Genomic DNA, 25,838 nt, shown 5'->3' on the forward strand with positions numbered 1-25,838 from the left:
CTCCTAGAAATATCGCTGATCCGATTTATAAGTTATTTCGTATAAATGTTAATAAAAGTGTTAACTTGTATTATTTTGATAACAAATTAATGCTAATGTATAAAATAACAAGGAGATAGCGTTTAAATGCACTAACAAGGTACTGAACTTGGTTGCCGTATTGAACAACCTATTAGTCATTAAACCCCAAAGAACAAAACAACAGGAATCTACAGTTTTATGAACGTTTTGGAATTTTTACATACTCGTCAGTCTAATCCTTATCTACATGGAAATAGTCCTGATGAGCACGGCATTAGTAATATTCTTAAGGCCGGCATGCGCGTTCCTGACCATGCAGGCTTAACACCATGGCGGTTTACCATTGTTAAAGATGATGGCCTGACAAAGCTCAGTAAAGCATTCAAATCAGCGGCTATCAGTGATGGCGGCGATGAGCTTAAAGTAGAAAAAGCAGCTAAAATGCCTTTTCGTGCGCCTTTAATTATTGTGATTAGTACTAAGTTTCATCAACACGTTAAAGTGCCAAAACAAGAACAGTTAATAGCGGCAGGGTGTACAGTGCATGCAATGCAGATGGCAGCCACCACTTTAGATCTAGGTGCTGTGTGGCGCACGGGTGAAATGAGTTACCATCCTTTAGTCAAGGAGCGTTTAAACATTGAGCTACATGAGGAAATTGTTGGTTTTCTTTATATTGGCGAAAAGTCGAAAGAATTACCAGTAAAGAAAGCTAGAGAATTTGACGATTACGTCAGCTATTTTTAATTATGCTTATTGTTTTCATAGCAGTTAATAGTTTTCGAGCAATCACCTAGTCAGTACCTAGTCAAATACCTAATTAACAGTCTTATTGCTATGCGAATACAATAAGGCTGACCATTTTTAACTTTTTGATTTGTAGCAATGAAGTGTAAATAGCTTTTAATACCTTGATAATTTACTCCTTACTCCTTACTCCTTACAACACCGGCATTAATGTCATCTTTAGCTACTTTCATCCAATGATATAAATATCACTAGCCTTCGCTCCTGCGATATCCCGGGCTATAGTTGCATCAAATAGCCAGTTTATTATCATCATCACATCATAGTTTTCAGGTATCTTGTGCTCTTAGGTTGTTTACCGTCTAATTTAATGATCATAAACCAAGCGCTAAGTTTATATAGCAGATAATTACCACTGCTTCAAAAGGTTAAAACAGCATCGAATACAGCGCGTTTTTGAGCCATAGTGCAAAGCCAAACCCAATATTCTCTGTTCGCGCCATGGTATCAATGAGCCAGTCGTATTACACTAATCACCAGCAGATTAAAGCATAAATAATACCGTCAATAGGAAGATAAATGACCTTGAAAGTTGCACCAAGTAGTAAACTATTACGCATAATTTTGATTGATAGCTACTTTAAGGGGAGAAGGGTTGAGGTTGACGTTAGTGGCCATACTAATCTCAGTGGCACCAATGCGGCAGGTAAAACTACCTTTTTAAAACTGGTCAGGATATTCTTTGCTGATGCACCCGGTGATGTCGTTAAAGTACGGGGTAAAATCAGAGAGTCTTTTGTAAACTATTACCTCCCTAGACTGACCAGTTATATTGTTTTTGAATATCAAACACACTCAGGTATTAAACAAGCCGTGTGTTTTAGTAAGAACGAAAGTATAAACTACTTATTTGTAGATAAGCCGTTTGAACTTGCCGATTACACGGCTGAGCCTTCGCCTGATGGCACGCTAAATTTAATCCCCTGTACAAACATTTATCGCCATTTCCGTTTAAAGCAGGTGCCTGTTAAAGCAGTATCTTCGCCATCACATTATCAAAAAATTATTCTCGGTACGGCAGTATTTAGTGAGAAGGATCTGACCGAAGCAAAGCATAGGTTTTCTCTTGCCGCCCCGGGCAAAAATTTATCAATGCTCAATACCGTAGTTGGTGCGGCATTAGAGCGCAACACGGACTTTAAACGTATTAAAGAACTGCTATCGTCCATTATGCTCAATGGCGGTAAAAATGAACTTGAGTTTAATATGGACGTAGCGAGCCTATCTATCTGGAAAACTGATTATAACGCGCTGAGGACTTACGATGATTTAGCCAGTAGCATATTACCCAAATTATCCAAATCTCTTTACACGGCAGAAAATTCTGAAGCCATCTTGGCTGAATATAAACATAACTTGTTAGCCTATACTGAACAATTCGATTATTCACTTAAAGCGCTAACGCTTGAGCTTGCGGCATTAAATACTGAAAACTCGACTGCAAACTTAAAAACATCAGATGAAAAAAACAGCTTAGCCGATCAAATAAGTGACAATAATCGCATAGTTGACGGCGCCAAAAGGCAAATAGAGACCATTGAAGCTGAAAAAATTTCCTGGGAAGAAAAAGATGTTGGCAGCTTAAAAAGTGACTATGCCAATATTGATCATTATCAAACACAACTTGACAATGCCAGTGTTGAAAAATCAAATTTACTGGATGAAGCTCAAAACATTACCGCGAAATTCGACAAACTTAAAGCTAAACGACAAGCACAGTTTTATAACTTAAAAGATCAGCTTAGTAGCCAGCTTAGCGTCGCTAATGCTGAATATAGCGAGATTACAGTAAAACAAAACAGGGTAATGAGCGAAGCGGGATATGATCTAAAAACCGCCATCTCAGAGAATGAAAATCAATTACAGCAACTTTCTGCCGATTATGAAAATAAACTCAGCCATTGTCATTTTAAATTACAAAGTGTTGATGTCAGTAAGGAAGCAAGAGCACAACTTAATTTAGCACAAGAGGAATTGCAACGGGCAAACGAAGCGCTTAACGCAGACTCAAGGCAAGCCATCGATTTTGAGCGACAAGCGCAAAATAGTGCGATGCAAACGGATAAAATACTGAGCGAAATAGTCGATACCGCCAACACAATAAAAACTAAGGTATCAGCAAAAAATGACTTGGAGCGTTTACTTAATCCGCAAAAAAATTCGCTGCATGAGTTCTTAGTGAACAATGTTGATGACTGGTCTGAAAGTATAGGTAAGTTTCTTGCCCCCGCGGTATTAGCGTCAACCCATCTTAACCCTGACTTTAGCCCTGAAGGCTCAAAAAATGACTTCAAAGGCTTAACGCTAGATTGGGATCGTGTTTATAATGACTTTGCGAAAACAAGTGACACTATTAGCGCCGAAATTGAACAAATTGACCAGCATATTCTGCAATTAAATGAGACAAAAGAAAAACTGTCAGGCAAAGTTAAAGCCATTGCCAACGAGCAAAGTGCGCTGCAACAAGACCTTATTAAGATTAAAGCTAACATAGCGTTAAAGCAGCAATTACTTGAATCTATTAATGCCAATATCAATCAGCTTAACATTGAACAAAAAAATGCCATTGAACAAGCCAAGTTAGTTTTAGAGACTGAAGCTAAAGCGCTTAACAATGCCCTGAGTAAACTGGGTCGAGAAAATAAAGACAAGCTAAGTCAGATTAATCAACAGCACTTAGACCGTATTCGAAGTTTACAAGAACAACATATGGGGCAAAATGTTGAACTAGAAGGTTATATCAAGCAGACAGAAGAAAAATCAAGCCAAAACACTACTGAATATAGCTTAGCGATTAGCCGCTTAGCCGCGGATGAAAAAAATCAATTAAATGATAAAAATATTGATACTGAATCGCTAAACAAACTTGATAATGAAATAGTCACGTTAGAAAAACAACTTAGCCGATTAAAAAATGCTCCAGGTATCATTAGTAGTTACAACGCTTTTATGAGCAACAGCTATAGCCAACTTGACAGCCTTAATGATAAATCGTTTAAGGCTTCGCAAGGGGTGACAAACCTGACCCAATCACTTACTGAACTGACTGACATGATTAAAGCCCGTAAAGCCGCTTTTATCATCAACCGTGACGCGATTACCGGTAAGCTGTCAAAGGTTAGCCAACAGCACGAAATGGCCTTACGCTTAACCAACCGATTAGGCGAATTTGAGCAAGCTTTTGACATTGCACAAACCCATTCATTTGAAACCATTTGCGGTGAATTAGATAACATATTAAAAAGTCATCGTAAGGCATTAAAAAGCATTAAAGGCTATGCCGAACAAGTTATCTCCCAAATGAATATCCACTTGAACAGTGCGATAAAAAAATCCATTGATATGAAAAGTAATGCCTTGGAGATAGATCCTAATCTCAGGCTTATTTCAGATTATATTGTCAAAGAGTTACCCTTAGTTATTAATGAAGTACGTGATTTAATTATCGAGAATGCGGCACTACGGGGTATGGAATTATCTGGTTTTTATGATCAGCTCAAACGTTATGAATCTGATATTAATGCTTTTAGTTTAAGAGTTAATAGCTACTTAGAGAAAAAAACTGTTTTTAGCGCCTTAGGTAAAATATCAATTAACCTGACACCTTTACTCGAATCTCACGAAGTATTTTCGGCCTTAAAATCATTTAAAAAAACCTATGAAGCTTGGAGCAAAGACAATCAACAAAGCCTACCTCCTGAAAGTTATGGCGTTGCTATGTCAGAAGTTTTGACTAAATTTACCCATAACAAACTGGTAGAGAGGCACTCTAATTTATACGATATTTCTTTTGAAGCTGTCGTCAATAATGAAAGAAAAATCGCGCGTTCAGGTAATGATTTAAAAGACATATCTTCTAATGGCATGAGTTACTTAATTCTGCTGGCGTTTACCACTTCATTAGGCTCTATGATCAAAGGAACACAAGATGTTGATATTTTATATGGCGTTGATGAATTAGGTGAAATCTCAGTGGAAAACGTCGACTCACTATTCGCGATGTTTGATAAAGAAAAAGATACCATTTTTACTGCTATTCCTAATGCAGATAATAACTTCATGGGGGTTTATCACAAGCGCTATTTTATTAATAAACCGAAAAATAGGTTTGAACAAATCACCGCTAACGATGATCCTTTGCTTAAAGCAATAAGTGCCGCACAAACCAGTACAGTAGGTACCCCGTCATGATTTTTGATGAAGTATTCACCAACACAGTAGAGTCACTTTTAACCGGTAAATTCGTTTGCCCGATAACCTGTGCTACAAGTTACGACTTTCTAAGTTCAGATATCAACAGAGAGCGTGTACAGACCTATTTGTATCAAACCGGCAAAACATTATCTCATATTGACCACGAATTTTATTATGCCTCCTACGAGTCTATGACCCCAGATAGAAGGCGATCGTCAAGAGCGATATTTAAGCAAACTCAGCAAGAAATAAGGCCAGTAGTCGAGTTTCTAAGCTTAATGATGCGCGTGAGTAATGACGAACGTGCACTCTATACCGGTGATGAAATACACCTAGCTCAAATTGTCAGTAAAATTGAAAACGATAAATCACTGTTAAAATCATTAGACCGGATCATTATCCAGATAAAAGGTCAGTTAAAAGGCAGTGTTTTTGATAAAACCAAACAATTGATTAATAGCCTAGTTAAAACTGAAATTTTAAAGCAAATTGAACCCAAGATAGATATCTATCTTTGTACGGGTAAGCTTGCCTACTACATTAACTTGATGGAATTTATTATGACTTATCAAGCTGAGAAATTTGATGACATCGACTTAGATGAGCCAGCACAGGATGATTTGATATAATGTCGGGTGCCATGAGAAAAATGTTTCGTATGTTAGCAAAGCATGCGGCAACCATTGACACCATTATAACCGAGGGAGTACTTCCGCCGACTGAAGAAGCCCTGAAAGGTTTTGATGAACTTCACAATTATAATCTGGCTTTTGAAACTGCCTCAGGCAGTATAAGACTCAGCAGTGCCTTTCAAAATTTCTTAGAAAATGCGCTTAAAACAGAAAGAACACTGGCTATTAATCTGGATGTGGGCGGCTATTGGCGCAGTATTTTATTTAATATAAATCAACTAAACCACTCAAATACCCTGGGCGCTTACAGTGACAGCGATATGTACAAAAGACTGGTCATTGACTCTATCTATCAATTACTCGATGGTATAAACAACAACATACAACAATTAAGAAACCGTATTGAAAATCAATTTGGTTATGTGCATTCAATATCAGCAAAGCGTAAAGAAAATGAACAAGCCATTGCAGAAGCAAGAACCCTTAGACAAGCGTTAAATATTATTGATGAAGCAGAACTATTGGAAAGGCCTATAACTGATTTACGACTACGTTCCATTATCAATAACGACTTATTTGGTGGTAAACAAAGTGCGATTAAAGAACTCATTAACGCACTGACACTGATGCAAGCCTTGTTGATTGGCTTTAGAAAATTGGAAGGTAGAGGTAAACTTGTTAGGCAATTTAAACAATACTTCGACACAAAAACCGATCATGACTTTAGTGATCTTATCAGCGTTGAAGACATTAGCATGCCGCCAAACATCACCAACTTAGTTAAAGCAATGAACATCGATGTTTATCCTGATGAGTCGAGTTTACTAACCCGCAATGATTTAATCGATCTGGCACAATCGCTTAACTTAGAGGAAGGTGAACGGTTTAAAAAAGAAAGGGACAATAATTCTTCTCTTGATATGACACAAGACAATGTTGAAAAAGCAGTTGAAACACCCATAGGCGCAAAGTGGCTAGAAGATATACTGTTAGCGTTAATCGAAACACCAGGCGATAAAGTGCTAGTGAATAACATTTACCAACAACTACAACCTGAATGTAAACCGCAATTATTTTTAGATGCTATCTATACTGAAATTTTAAGATTGCCCGCGGAAAAAAGTAAATTTTTTATCTTTAAACCCCTGGGTAACTATTCAAAATCTTTTAACGGTAACTTTGACATTAAAGATATTTCAATCTGCTTCAATCATTAACAAAATAAGGCTTCAGCATGCTTGTTGCCTTATTTACCAACACTATAATCATAATTAATGAGTCAAGCTAATAGTCTAGCATCTCAAATTTCTGTTGATTTATTTATTCAGCAGAGCAGAAAATATTATCCAGTAAGCCCAATAACCACAGGTGTAACGGATTATTATTTGAGCGTTGATGCCAGGCAACAATAACGTCAAATTTTGGTGGGTTTTGTTCAATTTCTATCGCAACTAACTTAGGATCGGGTAATAGTCTCGATGGTAAAAATGCAATGGTGTTGGTCGCTTCAATAATGGCTGATGCAGCAGAGAAGCTAGGCACTGACATAAGTATATGTCTTTTTAATCCTTGTTTAGCAAACCAAGAGTCATGTGAGCCTTTTAAATTAGGTCTTGAAGGTGAGATAACAATTTGTGGCAGCTGCGCTAGTGCTAACAAGCTATATTTTTTCCCGCGATAAATTGAATTATTCCCTGTTACGCATACATGATGGTCTTCAAATAAACGCTTGTTCGGGTAGTTGTCAGGAATAAACTCAGGAAAAGTAAACACAAGATCAAGCTCACCCGTCACCATCAGTTGGTTTAAATTATCCGACTCAAAATCCCTGATGATCACTTTTAGGTTTGGCGCTAACGCATTCACTTGCGTTAACAACATGGGAAGAATAGTGACTAGCGCATAGTCTGATGAACTTATTTGTAATATTCCTGAAAGCTCAGCCGGGTTAAATTTTTCGCCGGTAATTAAGTTGTCGATATCCGCCAATATCTGATTTACCCGATGTTCCATCTTTTCTGCAACTTGCGTTGGAATTACGCCATTACTGGTGCGTATAAACATTTCATCATCAAAGCTATGTCTAATTTTTTTCAGTTGCTCACTAATCGCTTGTTGAGTTAAGCCCATAATATGAGCCACTTTTGACAAATTTCTTTCCTGAAGTAATAGCTGTAATACCCGCAGTTGTTTAATGTCTAGTCGATTGATACCACTCATTTTTGTATCTCTAACAAGTTTATATTGTTTTTGTTTGTATTAAAGGAAGGTTAGCATACATCCCATCAAGTTAATTCGTTATTTACTGAACTTAATTGGACCTTATTATGCTATTGAATGCCGCAAATCAACATCAGCCGACCATTGCCGCTGAAATCAATTATATCAAGCCAAATATTCAAGCGACGTTTGATTTATCAACAGGCAAAAAAAGTGCCAACACACTTACCGACCAAGTGGATAAACGTGTGGTTGAAATTGCGGATGCTCGTTTATTAACGAAAACTGCGACACTGAAAGAAGATGGTTTTGGTTTAGTTGCCAATAAATATCATGTGGCTGATTATTTTGATGACGCTGTGGTTAGCCGTGAACTTTATCCGCAAATCATCAAACACCTTATAAGCTTAACTAATGCCAGCAAAGGCGTGGTATTCGACCATACAATTCGTTCGGTTGAAGACAAGCTTCATTGCGCTGAAAAACGCTCTCCTATTCATACGGTACATAACGATTATGTCGCTAGATCGGCACAAAATCGTTTAGATATTGAACTTGAAAAAAAGGGCTTAAAAGCGAGTGATTATCATCGCTATCAATTTATTAATACTTGGATACCGTTAGTTGATGTGGTGTTAGACAGCCCACTTGCATTTGCCGATGCGCGCAGTATTACTTCAGAGCAATCACATTTACTTCAGGTTGCCTATCCTGATCGTGTTGGGGAAATTGAAGGTTTTAGTTATAACCCAAACAATCGTTGGTTTTATTTCTCTCGAATGACATCGAAAGAACAACTTAATTTTAAAGTATTTGATAGCGACGAAAGCAATGCAGTTAATAGAACTCCACATAGTGCTTTTTCACTGCCTTCGGTGGCTAAAAACGCGCAAAGTCGCGTCAGTATTGAGTTGAGAACTATTTTGTTATTCAACAAATAAATTAACTGAAATCATATTAACAATAGGCTATGTGGAAATACCAAACTCTAGCTACGTAGCTAACTCTAGCCACGTAGCTAACTCTAGCCACGTAGCTAACTCTAGCCACGTACCTAACAAATAGCACAAGAAACTTATAAACAAATAGCACAAGAAACTTATAAACAAATAGCACAAGAAACTTATAAATCAACCATGTAGTGGTGCTAGTGATGTTGAAGAACAGTGACAGCATCTGAACTCATTTATTAATCACCGCGACGATTATATTAACTTTATTTTGGAGTAGTAACGCATGACATTTTCACCTTTATTTAAAACAACAGAGCTTGGCCCTTATACCCTTAAAAATCGTATTGTTATGCCACCATTAACACGTTCTAGAAGCTCTCAACCGGGCAATATTCCTAACCAGTTGATGGCTAATTACTATTCGCAACGTGCTGGCGCTGGCTTTATGGTCACTGAAGGCACTCAAATTGAACCAAGAGGGCAAGGTTATGCGTGGACACCCGGTATTCATAGTGCAGAGCAAATTCAAGGATGGCAACAGGTAACACAAGCAGTACACGATGCGGGTAGCATTATTTTTTGTCAATTGTGGCATGTTGGTCGTGTTTCTCATACCTCATTACAACCAAACCAAGCAGCACCTGTTGGCCCATCAGCATTGAAAGCTGATGCGGTTAAAGTTTTTATCGAAACGGCTCCAGAGCAAGGCGCATTAGCTGATCCAAGTGAGCCTAGGGCCTTATCAACTCTTGAAGTTGAGGAGCTAGTACAAATGTACAAACAAGCGGCGGTAAATGCTAAAGCAGCTGGCTTTGATGGTGTTGAATTACATTGTGCTAATGGGTATCTGGTGAATCAATTTATTTCTGAACATAGCAACGATAGAACTGATAAATATGGTGGTAGCTTAGAGAATCGCTTACGATTTTTAAAGGAAATAACGCAAGCCGTTGCTGACGTTATGGGCGCTGACAAAGTAGGCGTAAGGTTCGCGCCATTATTTGAAAGTACTGATGAAGTGCGGGTTTATTTAGGTTTAGTAGAAAGCGATCCGCATGCAACCTATATTGCCGCTATTAAAACGCTAAATGATATTGGCATCGCTTATTTATCACTTGCTGAAGCAGATTGGGATAATGCACCTGATTTACCTGAAAACTTCTACAAGGCGGTAAGAAAAACCTTTGACGGTTTAGTGATGTACGCCGGTAAATATACGCCAGAAAAAGCATTAAGAATTTTAACTGAAGGCAATGGTGATATTTTTGGTTTTGGTCGCCCATTTATCGCTAACCCTGACTTACCAGAGCGTATTAAGAACGAATGGTCGTTAAACGACGTTGACCCAACAAGCATGTATGGCGGCACTGATAAAGGTTATACCGATTACCCAGTGTACGCTTTATAAGCTGTTTTTATATAAGCCGTTTTTATAAAAGCGGGGCATTGATTAATGAGTCATTAACTGGTGCTTAAACTAACGCATTTATAAATTACTTTCTTGAAAAATTTTAGGATACAACAATGTTAAATTTCAGTTTTCAAAATCCAACCCGTATTCATTTTGGTGAAGGGCAAATTGCCGCCATTTCACATGAGATCCCACTAGATGCAAGAGTTTTGCTGGTTTATGGTGGTGGTTCAATTAAAAGTAATGGCGTATATCAGCAAGTCAGTGATGCGCTTACAGAGCATACTTGGTTTGAATTTTCAGGTATCGAACCAAATCCAACCTATGACACTTTGATGCAAGCGCAAACAATAATTAAAGCAGAGAACATTGATTATTTACTCGCTGTTGGTGGCGGTTCAGTTGTTGATGGCGCTAAATTTATTGCCGCAGCGGCACTTTACGAAGGTAATAGCGAAGGTAATGACCCTTGGGATATTCTTGCGAAACAGCAAGCGTTCACAAAAGCATTGCCTATTGGCGCGGTATTAACGCTACCAGCTACCGGCTCTGAAAGTAACGGTAACTCTGTGGTAACACGTGATGGTAATAAACTACCTTTCTCTAGTCCGTTAGTTCGTCCATTATTTGCTGTGTTAGACCCAGGTGTGACTTTGTCATTATCGGACCGTCAAATAGGTAATGGCGTTGTTGATGCTTTTATTCATACTATCGAGCAGTACTTAACTTACAGCGTAAATGGCAAGGTACAAGACCGTTTTAGTGAAGGTTTATTACAAACATTGATTGAAGAAGGACCAAAAGCGTTAGCGCCAGCGACTAACGGAGACCTAGAAGTTCGAGCTAATATCATGTGGTCGGCAACCATGGCGTTAAATGGTCTTATAGGAGCAGGTGTACCACAAGATTGGTCAACGCATATGATAGGTCATGAACTTACCGGTGCTTTTGGTATCGACCATGCGCGTACCCTATCTATTGTATTGCCTGCGGTAATGAAAGTACGTAAAGAACAAAAACGTGAAAAATTACTACAATATGCAGCACGCGTTTGGCAGATAACGGATGGTGATGACAATGCACGTATCGATAAAGCGATTAGTTTAACTGAAGAGTTCTTCGAAACAATGCAAGTGCCAACACGTTTATCCCACGTTGATCTTGGTAGTAAAGATATCGACTTACTGATTGAACGATTAGAGCAACATGGTATGACGGCATTGGGCGAAAATGACGATATTACCTTAGCAATAAGCCGTAAAATTTTAACTCAAGCATTGTAATGCTTCATCATAATTAAGACAGGTATAAGTGGCGTGTGCATTACTTTACAAAGTTCACACGCAGGATTTTTAATACCTCTCAACACAATCTCTTTACATTAGCGCTTTCTTCATAGGAATGAACATGACTCAAAAAACTGATATAAATCGCCAAATGGTTTTGGCATCTAGACCTTTTGGCGCGCCAAAAGCTGAAAACTTTAACCTGGTAAATAGCGAAAAACCAACACCTAAAGCCGGCGAAGTATTACTTCGTACTGTTTTTCTTTCACTCGACCCTTATATGCGCGGGCGAATGAATGATGCTAAATCTTATGCAGACCCTGTTGCTTTAAATGAAGTCATGGTCGGTGGTAGTGTTTGTCGAGTAGAAGAGTCAAGCCATAGCGATTATAACAAAGGTGATTGGGTTGTCGCTTTTGGTGGCTGGCAAGATTATAGCGTTATCAATGGTAGCGAATTACTTAAGCTTGATAACAACATGGCTAACCACTCGCATGCGTTAGGTGTATTAGGTATGCCAGGCTTAACGGCTTACATGGGTTTACTTGATATTGGTCAGCCAAAGGCGGGCGAAACGGTCGTTGTTGCGGCGGCAACCGGTGCTGTAGGTAGCCTAGTTGGCCAAATTGCCAAATTAAAAGGCTGTAAAGTGATAGGCATTGCTGGTGGCGATACCAAATGTAACTATGCGGTTGAAACCTTAGGTTTTGATTATTGTTTAGATCATAAAAGTGAAAATTTAGCTGAGCAATTAGCGGCGGTTTGTCCATCAGGCATTGATGTATATTTTGAAAATGTTGGCGGTAAAGTGTTTGACGCTGTAATGCCATTATTAAATAGCTGTGCGCGCGTGCCTGTATGTGGACTAATTTCTCAGTATAACGCAACCGAATTACCCAGTGGACCGGACAGATTGTCTTTATTAGTGGGCACACTATTGACTAAGCGCATTAAAATGCAGGGTTTCATTGTGTTTGATGATTATAGTCATTGTTATCCTGAATTTAGTCAGCAAATGTCTAAATGGTTAAATGCGGGTGAAATAAAGTACAAAGAGCATAGAGTTGAAGGCCTTGAGAACGCAGTAAATGCTTTTATTGGTTTATTACAAGGTGAAAATTTCGGCAAGTTAGTTGTACGTGTTGGGCCAGATGAACTCGTATAAAACCGCGTAAAAATAATGAGGCACGATGATATAACCGCAGCACATCATCGTGCTTCTATTTTGTTATCAATTGATAAACTTGATGGCTAAATCTAATACATCAGATTTAGAACATAAAATTTAGAACATAAAATTAACAGATTACAGCTAATGTAATTTTAGGAAACCTTTCATGCCAACACTTACCTCCTACAACCCCATTAATCGAGCGCCATTGGGTGATGTACCTATTTGCGAGCCTGCAGATATTACGGCTATCGTTCTACGTGCGAAGCGGGCGCAAAAATCTTGGGCAGCATTGTCGCTTAATGAACGTCAACAAATAGTCGTTCAGGCTTATGAGTGCCTTACTGCAATAGAAGATCAGCTAGCATTATTGATCAGTAAAGAAATGGGTAAAGATTACCGTAGAGCAAGTTATGAAGTGGCTGGAACCGTTCAAAATGCCGCTTATTTCACCCAGGAAATAGCGCAAGCGCTAAAGACTGAATCAATGGGACCTAATGCTGAGATACAATATCGATCATTAGGCGTTGTTGCTGTGATCTCTCCTTGGAATTACCCTTTGGCTATGGCGAATAACTTGTTGTTGCCTGCACTCGTTGCTGGTAATAGTGTGGTATTAAAGCCGTCTGAAGAAACACCTCTGGTTGCCGAGCTTTTTGTTAAAACGTTAAATAAAGTGTTACCTGAAGGTGTGTTACAAATCGCACAGGGTGATGCAGAAACCGGTAAGGCGCTAGTTAATAGCGAGATCAATATGGTCGCATTTACCGGCTCATTAGTTGCAGGCAAACATATTATGGCCAGTGCGGCATCAGAACTAAAACGTTTAGTCATGGAGTTAGGAGGTAATGACCCTCTTATTGTAATGGCAAGTGCTGATATTGACGAGGCAGTTCAGTTTGCGGTGGCAAGCTCTTTTGAAAATACGGGGCAAATGTGTACCTCTACTGAGCGCATTTATGTTGATGAACGTATAGCTGATGAGTTTGAGCAAAAAGTCGTCGCTTTAGCTCGTCGATATCGTGCGGGTGCTTGGGATCAAAGCAATGCCAATATTGGACCTATGGTTAACCCTAAGCAGCATGAAAATGTACTCTCTCAACTAAAAGATGCTCATGTTAAAGGGGCAACATTCTTATTAGGAACGCATCATTATGAACTACCTTTTATACAGCCTACAGTCGTGACAAATATCACACCCGATATGCAGCTAGAAAAAGATGAAACCTTTGGTCCCGTTGTTGCCATAAGTCGTTTTAAGCAATTATCTGAAGCGGTTGAACGTGCTAATGCCAGTGCTTACGGCTTAGGTGCTGTAGTTTTTGGTGGCGCTGGAGCAGATAAAGTTGCGCAACAAATGGAAGCTGGCATGGTAGGCATCAACCAAGGTGCTGGCGGCATTGGGCCTTGGGTCGGTGCAAAACAAAGTGGTTTTGGTTTTCATGGTACTACTGCTGGACATCGTCAGTTTGCGCAAGTACGCGTTATTAGTAAATAAGTTAGTAAATAAGTCAGTATTTAATGGAGTCAACAATGAATACAAAAACAGATACAGTCGCCGATTTTTTTGTCGCTGCTTTAGAGCCTGGTGCTGAGCATCCCGCTTTACCTGCATGGGGTAACCGCCATATCAATGCGGCACACTTAGATGAACATTATGACGTCAGCCATATTAAACGACACGAGTTGGATAAAGTGCCGGGTGCATTTCAGTTGTTAAATGTCTTGGCAAAAGATGAATGTGAACGATTGATCGCGATTAGTGAAGCGTTAGGTTATCTGCCCGATGCTGCGGTTTCTTTACCGCGCAGTGTTCGACATAACGACAGCTTGACTTGGATTGTTGATGAACAAACCGATGGGATTATTTGGCAACGCATCTCGCATTTAATGGATGACCGACAAGCTATTTTTTCTGGCAGTAAAGCCTTGGGTATCAATGCGCGTTTTCGATTTTATCGTTATAACCCTGAGGATTATTTTAAACCGCATTCTGATGGTTCTTGGCCGGGTAGTCGTATTATTAATAATGAACTAGTCGCTAATGCTTATCCTGACCGTTATAGCCAAATGAGCTTTTTAATACTATTAAGTGAAGGCTTCGAAGGTGGTGAAACACGTTTTATGGTCAATGCGGATGATCCTACTAAACCGACAACAGCGGGGGGTAAGGTTAGTCATGTTGATATTCGAACCCCTGCCGGCAGTATATTGTGCTTTCCGCATGGCATGCATCCTTTAAGTTACATACACAGTTCAGTGCCGATTAGTGAGGGAGTTAAATATATAATCCGTAGTGATGTTTTATTTGAGTTGTGAAGTGGCATAGTTAATTTGGCCACCTACTAGCAAGTGGGGTAGCAGCTTAGAGAAGAACGTAGAGGCCTCAAACCCAAGGCTGCACTTATGACAGCCGAACAAATATTAGCTAAAATGGGTAGCTGACCATTATACGCGTTAAGCGCAAGCTAGCTATCGGCCGCTCTTTAGGTCAACTGAAGGCTAAAATTTAACATGAGGTTTGTAATGGTCAACTAACACTGGAAAGATTTTAAGCTATAAATTATTCCAGTTTCATTAAACCATTACAGCCCGCACTATCCTATCAAAATAAGAGTCGTTCAGAGCCAGTGAACTTACGGTCAAAAACAATTATATATATCCATACAGCAAGTATTAAGCCAATAGTATTGACTTGCCCAGCAAGGAACAATAGAATTAATTTACTGTATGGTTTTAATAAGGGCAACTTTCACCTAAAACTTTAAAACTTTAAAACGCAAAAACTACCGGTCTAAAGCGTTTAACGTTATGGCAGCGGAGTTACCTGAACCGGCAAATCTACCTGCCAATACTAGTTTCTTGAACAAGACAATTCAAATTATCCACATTATTCAAATTATTCTGGAACCAACAATATATGCCATTTCATTGTATAAAATATCATGCCCTTGTGTTTTTTATCTTACTAGTGTCAACGCCAAATCATGCTGTGGTTAGTGACAAATTAACCCGCGCTATATAGTTCAGCTTAAGTCAGTCCCTCTGTTAAAATTTTCTTCACACCATGGTTAAATGTTTTAGGATCAGTTTGATTTTAAACCTTGATTGTTATCGATTTCCCAAGGATATTCACAATGAAAAAAATGATATTAATTACAGTTTGTATCATGTTTGCTATAGCCGCAGTAACGAGTATAACCGCGACCTATTTTATCTCAAATCAAGAGATAGATAATATTATCTTAAAAAAATCCCAAGCGCAGGCTGCTTTAATCGCAAACAATGTTGCGTATGTGTTGCGCACATCTTCGAAACCCTTGCATGATTTACAAGCATTAATGACCTCTCTCAAAGAACGGCCAGATATTTCCTACGCAGTGGTTATTGATAAAAACATTAAAGCCATTGCACATAGCGATAAACAAAAATTAGGTAAGATTTATAAAGACAGTTATACCCTCGAGGGGGCAAGCAAAGGAAAGTCACAATTTTCGAAATGGTATGCAGAAATACAGCAAGTTTGGGTCTACGATATTATGGTTCCTGTTCATGTTGATGGTGAGCTCTTTGGTGCTTTTGATATAGGTATTCCTATCACAGAAGTAAGTGAAGCGGTTGAGGATATTATGTTGACTCTGTTGATCTCAATCCTAGTCATCTTTGTAATATGTGTATGCGTACTTGTTTTGTTATTGGCTAGATTTGTTAAGCCACTTTCGGGCTTGCAAAAAGCATTACAAGACATCTCTAAAGGAGATGGTGATCTTACCGTTAGATTACCCGTACAAGGCTCAGATGAGATAGCCAAGATCGCTTCTGATTTTAATATATTTGTAAATAACATCAATAAGATAATTTCTAAAACAGTCCAAACAGGTATAGATTTAGCTCGCTCAGCGACAGAAATTCGCAGTCAATCTTTGCAAGCGCTATCAAGAGGTGAAGAGCAAAGTGGTCAATCTTTAGTCGTCGTAACCTCTATGTCTCAAATGATAGCGACTATTAATGACATATCTCACAATGCCACTAGTGCGGTAGATTCAGCACAAAAAGCGAATAACGGGATCCAGAGTGGGCGACAAACGCTACAAAAATCTATTATGACGATTAATAATCTTGGCGATGAGATGACAGATATGTCATTGGTGATCACCTCGCTAGCGAAAAAAACGCAGTCTATAGGTTCTATACTGGACGTTATTAGAAGCATTTCAGAGCAAACTAATCTTCTTGCACTCAATGCTGCGATTGAGGCCGCTCGAGCAGGGGATGCTGGTCGAGGGTTTAGTGTGGTGGCCGATGAAGTAAGAAGTCTTGCGAGTAAAACAGCATCGTCTACCGATGAAATCCAAACAATGATCGACCAGTTACAAAATGAAGCAAAAAATGCAGTAATTGCGATGGATAGTAGTAAGTCTCTCGCAGTCGACAGCGCTAAAACAACGCAAAATGCTCAGGAAATGCTTGACGATATATCAGAACAAGTATCAATGATACTGGATGTGAATACGCAAGTTGCAACCGCCACTGGCCAGCAGTCAAGTGTTGCCAATGAAATTAATGTCAATATGGATACCGTTGACAGCTCTGTTAAAGAAGGCTTAAATGCGAGCTATGCGTTAGAAAAAACCAGCAAACAATTAGAGGAGCTTGCGCTCGCTTTAGATCACCATGTTGGGTCTTTCAAAATATAATATTACCCTCATGACGTACATGAAGCACGCTCTTACGCACGTATGAATGGATGCGTAAGAGCGGTGATGTAGCCCCTTTGTTATTTCAGACCTAGTTGGTGTCTCTCCCTCAAAAATGGGCTTTTGCAATAGCACAGCTTTGTAAGAAACTCACTTCTATCAAAAAGTATTTCTTCAGGTATTCATGATAGGAGTTTGGATATAACTATTCCGAAGTGTTAAGTCTTTTTAAAAGCTAATGTCTCGAATCTGCCTTCCTAGCATTCCAGCTAAAAATCTTGCCCTATATTTTCTAATGAATTAACTACTAGCGTAAACGCTGTGATGCCATTTTATATGGAAGTCAGTATGATTTTTTAGGTGTGTTACTAAGGCGTCTTAGTAAGACAGTATTTATTATAATCAACACTAAATAAATTAACTTAACTACCTGAATTAAATATGTTTTTTGTTTTTTTTTGTTCAGGTTGTATTACTGAGAGGTCTTAGTAACATGCCTTAATATACATGGGATTTAGCATTACCAGATTCTAATGCTTTGAAAGTATAGGATATTAATGTTAATTTAATGTTATTTGTGGTGCGCGTGTTACTCAGATGGGTACATAATAAGCTGTTGAAGCCATCGTACTTTTGCATCAAATTGAGAGAATATTAATGGATCTAAAGAAGAAAGCGTTTTTGCGAGATGTAGGTAAAGAACTTCCTGAAGAGAACGTGGCGGTATTTGCTGGAGCAGGAATGTCGGCAGGAGCTGGTTTTGTTAATTGGGCTGAATTGCTTAGACCAATAGCGGATGAACTTGGTTTAGATGTTGACAAAGAAAGCGATTTGGTTGCGCTTGCACAATTCCACTGCAATGATAATGGAAACAACCGTAGCCAGCTAAATCAAAGGCTTATAGAGGAGTTCTCACGAGAAGCATTAGAAACAGAAAATCATAAAATCCTTTGTCGGCTTCCAATTCGAACTTATTGGACTACAAATTATGACAAGATGATTGAGTCTGCTCTAGATAGATCTGGAAAAATAGCAGATGTTAAATATACAAAAGATCATCTATCAACAACTAAGCCAAGACGTGATGCTGTTGTGTATAAAATGCACGGTGATGTCGAACATGCAAACCAAGCGGTTTTGACCAAGGATGACTATGAACGTTATCACGTAAAAATGGACCAATACTTGGCTAATTTGAAAAGCGATTTGATTTCTAAAACTTTTATATTTATTGGCTTTAGTTTTACCGATCCAAATTTGGACTACATCCTTAGCAGAGTTAGAGTTGCGTATGAAGGTAGCCAAAGGCGGCACTATTGTTTTATCAAAGCTACTGAGCAAGAAGAAAATGAAATTTTAGCTGATTTTGAGTACAAAAAAATAAAGCAAAATTACTTCATCAAAGATTTAGAAAGGTTCAATGTCAAAACAATACTAGTCAATGCTTTTTCTGAAATTACAGATTTGTTACTTCGTCTAGAGCAGAACTATAAATCTAAAACTATTTTCATTTCCGGCGCAGCACATGAATATGGGGAAATGGATGAAAGAGAAGCCCTGGGTTTTGTGTATAGCTTAAGTAGGTCTCTAGTGTCCCAATGTATGCGCGTTGTTTCTGGTTTTGGCTTAGGTATTGGGAGTTCTGTAATCTCAGGTGTATTAGAGCAGACGTTCACCACCCCAAAAGCCAAGGTTGAAGATCAACTTGTTTTGCGACCTTTCCCACAATCGACGGAAGGAGAGTTATCTTTATCTGCTTTATGGACGAAATATAGAGAAGACATGATAGATCATGCGGGTATTGCTTTATTCATGTTTGGTAACAAGCTAAGTGGTGATGATGTTATTTTATCTAATGGAATGCGTGAAGAGTATGAAATTGCAAAAAATAAAGGGTTATTTTTAATCCCTATTGGTGCTACAGGCTATATGGCTGAGCAGCTATGGAATGAACAAAACTCCAAAATGCAGAAAGACACGAACATTTCAAAAGAGATGAAGCTGCTTTTCGAAAAACTTGGCGATCGCCAGATTAAGACTGAAGAACTAATTGATTTGATCATCCAGATTATTAATATAAAAAGTAAAGGAGTATAAAGCATGGCTAGAAAAGTATTTTTTAGTTTCCAGTTTTCAGAAGATAACTGGCGAGCAAATGTTGTTAGGAATAGTTGGGTTACTCAAGACAGAAAAAGCTCTGGTTTTTTTGATTCTGCTGAATGGGAAAAGGTAAAAAAACAAACAGATGCAAATATAAAAAAATGGATTGATGGACAATTGAGTGGCTGCTCCGTCACAGTAGTTTTAGTAGGTTCAAAGACTTGTAAAAGTAAATGGGTCAAATATGAAATAGAAAAAAGTATTGAGCTTGGGAAAGGTTTATTAGAAATTGATATAAGTAAAATTAAGAACAAAGACGGAAACACATCAACGAAAGGAGATTGGATGCTACCTAATTCATATAAGAGTTATAGGTGGAACAAAGATGATGGATATAAAAATATGGGCGATTGGATCGAAGCCGCGGCAAAAGCTGCAGGCCGATAAATTATTGGCTTATAAGAACTTCAAACGGAAAAAATAAAGTGGGCTGTTTTCACTCCGTTCAATATTTTAGCCAACTATATTTTTCCGCTTAAGTAGGCGTTGAGGCTGTAGAATAACTAATTCAGCCAAAATCACTATATTTATGTGTTCCTGTATCGTGCTGTAGACGATTTATTCGATATAGGTAATGCATTTGGTACCCTGATTTTTAGGGGGGGATTCATAATAAACGAGTTATTTTATAAGCTCGTTAAACAGGGAGTAATATAGATGATTGAAAGATTAGTAGAAAAAATTCCTTCGAACCTTAAGAAAAGGTCTGGTTCTGTTTTCTATTCAGGTGTAGATGCTTTTACAGGAAATAAAGATCTTTATATATTAGGCCTAAACCCAGGTGGTTCGCCTGAAGAACAGTCCGATGAAACTGTAGATAGCAGCATTCAGCATATTATGGAAAATGAAACCAATAATTGGTCTGCTTATAGGGATCAATCATGGCAAGGAGCGAAGCCTGGGACTTGGAAAATGCAACCAAGAGTCCTCCACTTGCTTGATAATTTGAATCTTAATCCGGGTGAGGTTCCTTCTAGTAATGTTATTTTTGTTCGCTCAGCGCGTGAAAGTAATATCAGTAATGAAGTTAGTGATTTAATAGAGCAATGCTGGCCATTTCATTCTGCTGTAATAGAAAAATTAGGCCCAAAGGCAATTCTCTGTTTTGGTAAAACTGCTGGTCAGCACCTCAAAAAGAAACTTGGGGCTAATAAACTAATTGATGAATTTGTTGAGACAAATAATAGAAGATGGAAAAGTCAGGCTTTTATTAATAATGATGGTGTAAAAGTTATAGTAGCAACTCATCCTAGTATTGCTGATTGGACCGCTCCTGATACAGATCCATCAAATATGATAAGGCGAGTCATAGCAAGTAATGCCTAAAAATACCTGCAATATGACAGCTAAAACTGTCATGTTTTTTCGTTGAGGTGGGCGTTGAGGCTGTAGAATAACTAATTCAGCCAAAATCACTAAATTTTTGTTTTCCTGTATCGCGCTGTAGACGATTTACTCAGTATAGGTAATGCATTTGTACCCCGATTTTTAGGGGGAATTCATAATAAACGAGTTATTCTACAAGCTCGTTAGCAGTATCATCAATTACTTGTAAACTTTAAAAGGATTTATATGGCACCCATTCATAAAGACTCACAAAATAAATTAGCTAAAAAACGCTTAAAACGTCAGATTGAAGAAGGAAGAATAACAAGTGAAATTCGCTCACTTCTCAAAAAAGAGCTTATTTCTGCTAAAGAAATCAAACCAAATAGCTGGGACTTCCAATTTATAAAAAGTATGATTGATTACTCTGAAATTCTGTCATCATCTCAAAAACAAGAACTTGAACGTATATTGCAAGATCAAATAACTGTTGAGGATGGTTTTGAGTTTTGACGTGTAAAATACTGCTAACAAGGAACTCAAAAGGACAAATAACAGTTGGCTGTTTGCTCCTCCGTCGCTTATTTTAGCCAACTATTAATTGCCTCTTAGTGGGGCGTTGCAAAGGAGAGCACGGTGGTAGCCGATAAATGGAGTCAAGTCGATAAGGCTTTCATATTTTTTTCTGAAAAGTATTTATCAAAGTCTAACTTTCAGCTTATTGAACTAGCGGAAAGTACTGGATGGAGTTTATCTACAGTCAGAACTTACTTGAGAAAAAAGTGGTCAAAACTTTTAGTCAAAAATAAAAATGATTATTCCGTTACAGAGCTAATCTCAAAATTCAGTAAAATCACATTTAGGCAGCATCAAAGCCAGAATGTTGAGATTGAAAAATATTTTTATCAAACACTCGTTGATAAAGCAATTTCAGCCTGTATCTCAGCAATTGAAATCTATAACAAACCAAATTTTGAATATCGAGAAGAAACATTTTCTATTTTAATGGTAAATGCATGGGAGCTGTTACTTAAAGCTAAGTTGGTAAAGGATAATGACGATAACAGAGAATCTATTTATGCTTTAAATAAAGGTAAAATAATCATAACTCCAAGTGGGAATGCGAAAACAATTGGTACTGTTCCTGCCATGAATCGCTTGATTGAAACCAAAAAAATTCCCAAGTCCGTAGAGCTTAATATTAAATTACTTTTAAATATTAGAGATGACTCGGTTCATTTTATTCACGACGATGTTGAGTTAAGTATACAAATTCAAGAAATAGGAACTGCATCCCTACAGAATTTTATGTCCTTGGCAATGAACTGGTTTAGCTATGATTTTACCCAATTTAACTTTTATTTAATGCCGGTGTCATTCTTCCATTTATCAGATGTAACTAGTTTTAGTATTGATAATAAGGTTAAAAGTAATCTGCTTTCATATTTGAAAAAAATAGAGAAAGAGGAAGAAAACTGTAACGATCCTAATTTTGCTATTTCATTAAAACTGATGACCAAATTAGTTAAAACTACAGCTGATGAGGCTTTACAAGTCAGAGTCACAAATGATCCTGAGGCACCTGAAATCGTATTTTCAGAAGAAGAAGCTCTTCGAAATTACCCTAATGATTATCATGAAATAATAGCTATTTTTAAAAAGCGATATAATAACTTTAAACAAAATACTAAATTGCACGATCATATGCGTTCACTCAAATCAGAAGGTGAGAAGTACTGCAAAGTTAGGAGATTAGACCCTGACAATCCTAATAGTATTAACAAAACCTTTTATCATAATCGTGTCATTGATAAGTTTGATGAATGGTACGATAGGCTGTAGCAAAACACACACAGGACACCCGCCGTTCAAAAGCCTGAAAAGTTTAAGGTGAATTTATAAACAATTTTCGTCATCGTTATGAAATTTATGAAAGACGTCGAGATATACGTACAAGTGACTGAAAAAACCAAATTGTAGGCGAACAAGATCCAATATCGTCAATCCAAAATAGAAAGGGTTGTGTTAGGTAGGGGGTTAAGCCGTATTTCGGCGGTAGTAAAACTTATTATAAAAAAGTTCTTCAAATTTCTGCGTATTTACAATCCATTCGTCGGCATCAATCACAAGGCGCTGCAATATTGGAAGGAATGTTTTTGGGATAACAATGTGGAGTAGGTGTCCTCCAATGTCTCTTATCGTGTAAAACAGTCTTTTTTAGGGCTTTTTTTTAGTATCTGAATTTGACTGTGTGGCATTTTTACCCTTAGTGTTAATTCCAACAAGCTTTGCGTTGCTAAATTTTATCAATGTTCATCTTCATGAATAAAAATGTGCGCTTAGTTGATATTATCTTTAAATTTTTTGTAATGTATTTTCTAATGAATTATTCGTTTCATGTCACTTTGACGTTTCCATAATATATTGTTATACATTTATTTACTTTTGTTTAAAACTCAAAATTTAAAATTTGCGTTATGTAAGAAGCATGGCATACTAAAATTATATAAAACGCATATGGTAAAAAGTGAAAGCTATGGCTAAACCTAGGGTGGAAAAAGCTCCAGAATTAAAATTCCCTGAAGATTTTACTTTAATAACACCTTTTATTCATAAATATGATGTTACTGATGATGAAGGTAGATATCTCCATTGGAGTCAACTTAAGTGGAGAGTACCTCAAAAAGATGCTGTAAATATATGGAAGGCTGTAAAGTTCAAAAGAATGTCACAGTACAAATCACTTCCTATTAAAAGTGAAGATGATAAACCTTTTTTATACTGTACTCCTCATTCAATGGAAGCTTCATTGTATCAACTAGTGAAAATAGCCGGGGGTAATGTTGGAGCTGTATCTGATGCCGCGGCTAGTGATAATTTGCAAAGTAAATTTTTAGTTTCATCTTTAATTATGGAAGAAGCTATTACAAGTGCTCAACTTGAAGGTGCCTCTACAACTCGTGAAGTAGCTAAAAAAATGTTGGAAGATGAAAGAGAGCCCATCGATGAAGACGAGAGAATGATATTAAATAATTATCTTCTTTTGAGGTATGCAGAACATAATAAAAAAGAAAAATTAACTTTAGACCTTATTCTAGAATTTCATCGGATTGCAACAAGTGGGACAACAGAGAACAATGTGATCCCTGGCGAATTTAGAGAAGGTAATGATATACATATTGAAGATGGAGATGGAAATATTGCGCACCAACCTCCTGATTTTAATTTGATTAACGAAAGACTTCAAAAACTATGTGATTTTGCTAATGAAGATCATACTGGCTTGAATGGCTGTGACTTTGTACATCCAATTATTAAAGCAATTATACTCCATTTCATGATGGGCTATGAACACCCATTTAGAGATGGAAATGGTAGAGTAGCAAGAGCATTATTTTATTGGTTCATGCTTAAGAGTGAATATACTCTATTCAAATATGTTTCTATTAGTAAGTTATTAAAAGAAAAACCAAAAGAGTATGGAATGTCTTATATGTACACAGAGAAAGACTCTAATGATTTAACTTATTTTATTTATTTTCAATTAGATATTATTCTTCATGCATTCGATGAATTGAAAACATACTTAGATAATAAGACAAATGAATTTAAGAAAATTGCTGAAATATTAGAGAAAACTACTTGGGGTAATAAGCTAAATTTCATTCAAAAAGATTTAATAAAGAAAGCAGTTAAAGAGCCAGGAAGGATATTTAGTGCTAAAGAAATTGCTAATTCTTATACTATTTCTGCAAATACAGCTAGAGCATATTTGGCAAAATTAGCTGAACTAAAATTATTCCTTACAACGAAAGATGGTAAAACCCTAATTTATATAGCTCCTTCGAATTTACTTTCTAAATTAAATAGTAGGAATGCATAACAAGTTGCTCAAGCAGGAAAAATAATGGTTGGCCATTGCTTCGCGATTATAGCCAACCATTATTTTCCTCTTAGCAAGGCGTTGAGGCTGTAGAATAATTAATTCAGCCAAAATCACTAAATTTTTGTGTTCCTGTATTACGCTGTAGACGATTTATTCGATATAGGTAATGCATTTTTTACCCCGATTTTTTTGGGGAATTCATAATAAACGAGTTATTCTACAAGCTCGTTAGACATGGAGTGATATAGATGATTGAAAGATTCGTAGAAAAAATCCCTTCGAACCTTAAGAAAAGGTCTGGTTCTGTTTTCTATTCAGGTGTAGATGCTTTTACAGGAAATAAAGATCTTTATATATTAGGCCTAAACCCAGGTGGTTCGCCTGAAGAACAGTCCGATGAAACTGTAGATAGCAGCATTCAGCATATTATGGAAAATGAAACCAATAATTGGTCTGCTTATAGGGATCAATCATGGCAAGGAGCGAAGCCTGGGACTTGGAAAATGCAACCAAGAGTCCTCCACTTGCTTGATAATTTGAATCTTAATCCGGGTGAGGTTCCTTCTAGTAATGTTATTTTTGTTCGCTCAGCGCGTGAAAGTAATATCAGTAATGAAGTTAGTGATTTAATAGAGCAATGCTGGCCATTTCATTCTGCTGTAATAGAAAAATTAGGCCCAAAGGCAATTCTCTGTTTTGGTAAAACTGCTGGTCAGCACCTCAAAAAGAAACTTGGGGCTAATAAACTAATTGATGAATTTGTTGAGACAAATAATAGAAGATGGAAAAGTCAGGCTTTTATTAATAATGATGGTGTAAAAGTTATAGTAGCAACTCATCCTAGTATTGCTGATTGGACCGCACCTGATACAGATCCATCAAATATGATAAAGCGAGTCATAGCAAGTAATGCCTAAAAACACCTGTAATATGACAGCTAAAACTGTCATATTTTTTCGTTGAGGTGGGCGTTGAGGCTGTAGAATAACTAATTCAGCCAAAATCACTAAATTTTTGTGATCATGTATCGCGCTGTAGATGATTTACTCGATATAGGTAATGCATTTGGTACCC

At 37.5% G+C, this 25,838-nt stretch carries 19 protein-coding genes and 1 riboswitch; of the genes, 18 read left to right on the forward strand and 1 reads right to left on the reverse strand.

Features of this window, described 5'->3' with window-relative positions; translation table 11 throughout:
* Window positions 1-219: 219 nt before the first annotated feature.
* The 4 genes from H4J59_RS16005 (at window position 220) to H4J59_RS16020 (ending at window position 6,871) form a co-directional block, all read left to right on the forward strand.
* Entirely contained in the window at window positions 220-768 is a 549-nt protein-coding gene (locus H4J59_RS16005; RefSeq protein ID WP_182241020.1) for a nitroreductase family protein, read from the forward strand.
* 579 nt (window positions 769-1,347) lie between these two features.
* Entirely contained in the window at window positions 1,348-5,019 is a 3,672-nt protein-coding gene (locus tag H4J59_RS16010; protein WP_182241021.1) for an ATP-binding protein, read from the forward strand.
* A complete protein-coding gene (locus tag H4J59_RS16015; RefSeq protein ID WP_182241022.1) occupies window positions 5,016-5,651 on the forward strand; it encodes a condensin complex protein MksE in 636 nt (211 codons plus the stop codon). Before H4J59_RS16010 ends, H4J59_RS16015 begins: the two co-directional genes overlap by 4 nt.
* Window positions 5,651-6,871, forward strand: coding sequence for a hypothetical protein (locus H4J59_RS16020; protein WP_182241023.1), 1,221 nt, complete (start codon window positions 5,651-5,653; stop codon window positions 6,869-6,871). Before H4J59_RS16015 ends, H4J59_RS16020 begins: the two co-directional genes overlap by 1 nt.
* Before the next feature lie 103 nt (window positions 6,872-6,974).
* Here the strand turns inward: H4J59_RS16020 and H4J59_RS16025 are convergent, their stop codons facing one another.
* Window positions 6,975-7,874 carry a LysR family transcriptional regulator gene (locus H4J59_RS16025; RefSeq protein ID WP_182231756.1) on the reverse strand — a complete coding sequence of 300 codons (900 nt, stop codon included), beginning with the start codon at window positions 7,872-7,874 and terminating at the stop codon, window positions 6,975-6,977.
* A gap of 107 nt (window positions 7,875-7,981) precedes the next feature.
* On the opposite strand from H4J59_RS16025, the gene H4J59_RS16030 reads away from it, so the two are divergent.
* The 14 genes from H4J59_RS16030 (at window position 7,982) to H4J59_RS16095 (ending at window position 25,681) form a co-directional block, all read left to right on the forward strand.
* Window positions 7,982-8,815 carry a CmcJ/NvfI family oxidoreductase gene (locus H4J59_RS16030; RefSeq protein ID WP_182241024.1) on the forward strand — a complete coding sequence of 278 codons (834 nt, stop codon included), beginning with the start codon at window positions 7,982-7,984 and terminating at the stop codon, window positions 8,813-8,815.
* 295 nt (window positions 8,816-9,110) lie between these two features.
* The gene (locus H4J59_RS16035) at window positions 9,111-10,235 is read left to right on the forward strand and encodes an alkene reductase (RefSeq protein ID WP_182241025.1); all 1,125 of its coding nucleotides are present in this window, start codon (window positions 9,111-9,113) and stop codon (window positions 10,233-10,235) included.
* Between the two features lie 116 nt (window positions 10,236-10,351).
* On the forward strand, window positions 10,352-11,521 hold the full coding sequence (locus H4J59_RS16040; protein ID WP_182241026.1) for an iron-containing alcohol dehydrogenase: 1,170 nt from the start codon (window positions 10,352-10,354) through the stop codon (window positions 11,519-11,521).
* 124 nt (window positions 11,522-11,645) lie between these two features.
* Window positions 11,646-12,689: an NADP-dependent oxidoreductase gene (locus H4J59_RS16045; RefSeq protein ID WP_182241027.1), complete on the forward strand. Its 1,044-nt coding sequence runs from the start codon at window positions 11,646-11,648 to the stop codon at window positions 12,687-12,689.
* A gap of 172 nt (window positions 12,690-12,861) precedes the next feature.
* Window positions 12,862-14,193, forward strand: a complete 1,332-nt coding sequence (locus tag H4J59_RS16050) for an aldehyde dehydrogenase (RefSeq protein ID WP_182241028.1) — start codon at window positions 12,862-12,864, stop codon at window positions 14,191-14,193.
* A 35-nt stretch (window positions 14,194-14,228) separates the two neighbouring features.
* On the forward strand, window positions 14,229-15,014 hold the full coding sequence (locus H4J59_RS16055) for a 2OG-Fe(II) oxygenase (RefSeq protein WP_182241029.1): 786 nt from the start codon (window positions 14,229-14,231) through the stop codon (window positions 15,012-15,014).
* Between the two features lie 415 nt (window positions 15,015-15,429).
* A riboswitch (cyclic di-GMP riboswitch) is annotated at window positions 15,430-15,526 on the forward strand.
* A gap of 306 nt (window positions 15,527-15,832) precedes the next feature.
* Window positions 15,833-17,392: a methyl-accepting chemotaxis protein gene (locus tag H4J59_RS16060; protein ID WP_182241030.1), complete on the forward strand. Its 1,560-nt coding sequence runs from the start codon at window positions 15,833-15,835 to the stop codon at window positions 17,390-17,392.
* Window positions 17,393-18,049: 657 nt separating this feature from the next.
* Window positions 18,050-19,489 carry an SIR2 family protein gene (locus H4J59_RS16065; protein WP_182241031.1) on the forward strand — a complete coding sequence of 480 codons (1,440 nt, stop codon included), beginning with the start codon at window positions 18,050-18,052 and terminating at the stop codon, window positions 19,487-19,489.
* 3 nt (window positions 19,490-19,492) lie between these two features.
* On the forward strand, window positions 19,493-19,939 hold the full coding sequence (locus H4J59_RS16070) for a TIR domain-containing protein (protein ID WP_182241032.1): 447 nt from the start codon (window positions 19,493-19,495) through the stop codon (window positions 19,937-19,939).
* Between the two features lie 270 nt (window positions 19,940-20,209).
* A complete protein-coding gene (locus H4J59_RS16075; RefSeq protein WP_182241033.1) occupies window positions 20,210-20,878 on the forward strand; it encodes a uracil-DNA glycosylase family protein in 669 nt (222 codons plus the stop codon).
* A 246-nt stretch (window positions 20,879-21,124) separates the two neighbouring features.
* Window positions 21,125-21,391, forward strand: coding sequence for a hypothetical protein (locus H4J59_RS16080; protein WP_182241034.1), 267 nt, complete (start codon window positions 21,125-21,127; stop codon window positions 21,389-21,391).
* Window positions 21,392-21,514: 123 nt separating this feature from the next.
* Window positions 21,515-22,720 (forward strand): DUF3644 domain-containing protein, encoded by a 1,206-nt coding sequence (locus H4J59_RS16085; protein ID WP_182241035.1) that lies wholly within the window; start codon window positions 21,515-21,517, stop codon window positions 22,718-22,720.
* A 694-nt stretch (window positions 22,721-23,414) separates the two neighbouring features.
* Window positions 23,415-24,761 carry a Fic family protein gene (locus tag H4J59_RS16090; protein WP_182241036.1) on the forward strand — a complete coding sequence of 449 codons (1,347 nt, stop codon included), beginning with the start codon at window positions 23,415-23,417 and terminating at the stop codon, window positions 24,759-24,761.
* A 251-nt stretch (window positions 24,762-25,012) separates the two neighbouring features.
* Window positions 25,013-25,681 (forward strand): uracil-DNA glycosylase family protein, encoded by a 669-nt coding sequence (locus H4J59_RS16095; RefSeq protein ID WP_182241037.1) that lies wholly within the window; start codon window positions 25,013-25,015, stop codon window positions 25,679-25,681.
* Window positions 25,682-25,838 lie beyond the last annotated feature (157 nt).

This window comes from Colwellia sp. MB02u-10 (assembly GCF_014077185.1).
In the GTDB taxonomy this organism is placed as follows: domain Bacteria; phylum Pseudomonadota; class Gammaproteobacteria; order Enterobacterales; family Alteromonadaceae; genus Cognaticolwellia.

Excerpts from the sequence above, each read along its gene's own strand:
- H4J59_RS16030 (WP_182241024.1), top strand. The coding sequence starts at position 7,982 with ATGCTATTGAATGCCGCAAATCAACATCAGCCGACCATTGCCGCTGAA.
- H4J59_RS16065 (WP_182241031.1), top strand. The coding sequence starts at position 18,050 with ATGGATCTAAAGAAGAAAGCGTTTTTGCGAGATGTAGGTAAAGAACTT.
- H4J59_RS16095 (WP_182241037.1), top strand. The coding sequence starts at position 25,013 with ATGATTGAAAGATTCGTAGAAAAAATCCCTTCGAACCTTAAGAAAAGG.
- H4J59_RS16055 (WP_182241029.1), top strand. The coding sequence starts at position 14,229 with ATGAATACAAAAACAGATACAGTCGCCGATTTTTTTGTCGCTGCTTTA.
- H4J59_RS16040 (WP_182241026.1), top strand. The coding sequence starts at position 10,352 with ATGTTAAATTTCAGTTTTCAAAATCCAACCCGTATTCATTTTGGTGAA.
- H4J59_RS16060 (WP_182241030.1), top strand. The coding sequence starts at position 15,833 with ATGAAAAAAATGATATTAATTACAGTTTGTATCATGTTTGCTATAGCC.
- H4J59_RS16010 (WP_182241021.1), top strand. The coding sequence starts at position 1,348 with ATGACCTTGAAAGTTGCACCAAGTAGTAAACTATTACGCATAATTTTG.
- H4J59_RS16015 (WP_182241022.1), top strand. The coding sequence starts at position 5,016 with ATGATTTTTGATGAAGTATTCACCAACACAGTAGAGTCACTTTTAACC.
- H4J59_RS16005 (WP_182241020.1), top strand. The coding sequence starts at position 220 with ATGAACGTTTTGGAATTTTTACATACTCGTCAGTCTAATCCTTATCTA.
- H4J59_RS16090 (WP_182241036.1), top strand. The coding sequence starts at position 23,415 with ATGGCTAAACCTAGGGTGGAAAAAGCTCCAGAATTAAAATTCCCTGAA.
- H4J59_RS16080 (WP_182241034.1), top strand. The coding sequence starts at position 21,125 with ATGGCACCCATTCATAAAGACTCACAAAATAAATTAGCTAAAAAACGC.
- H4J59_RS16050 (WP_182241028.1), top strand. The coding sequence starts at position 12,862 with ATGCCAACACTTACCTCCTACAACCCCATTAATCGAGCGCCATTGGGT.
- H4J59_RS16035 (WP_182241025.1), top strand. The coding sequence starts at position 9,111 with ATGACATTTTCACCTTTATTTAAAACAACAGAGCTTGGCCCTTATACC.
- H4J59_RS16045 (WP_182241027.1), top strand. The coding sequence starts at position 11,646 with ATGACTCAAAAAACTGATATAAATCGCCAAATGGTTTTGGCATCTAGA.
- H4J59_RS16070 (WP_182241032.1), top strand. The coding sequence starts at position 19,493 with ATGGCTAGAAAAGTATTTTTTAGTTTCCAGTTTTCAGAAGATAACTGG.
- H4J59_RS16025 (WP_182231756.1), bottom strand. The coding sequence starts at position 7,874 with ATGAGTGGTATCAATCGACTAGACATTAAACAACTGCGGGTATTACAG.
- H4J59_RS16020 (WP_182241023.1), top strand. The coding sequence starts at position 5,651 with ATGTCGGGTGCCATGAGAAAAATGTTTCGTATGTTAGCAAAGCATGCG.
- H4J59_RS16075 (WP_182241033.1), top strand. The coding sequence starts at position 20,210 with ATGATTGAAAGATTAGTAGAAAAAATTCCTTCGAACCTTAAGAAAAGG.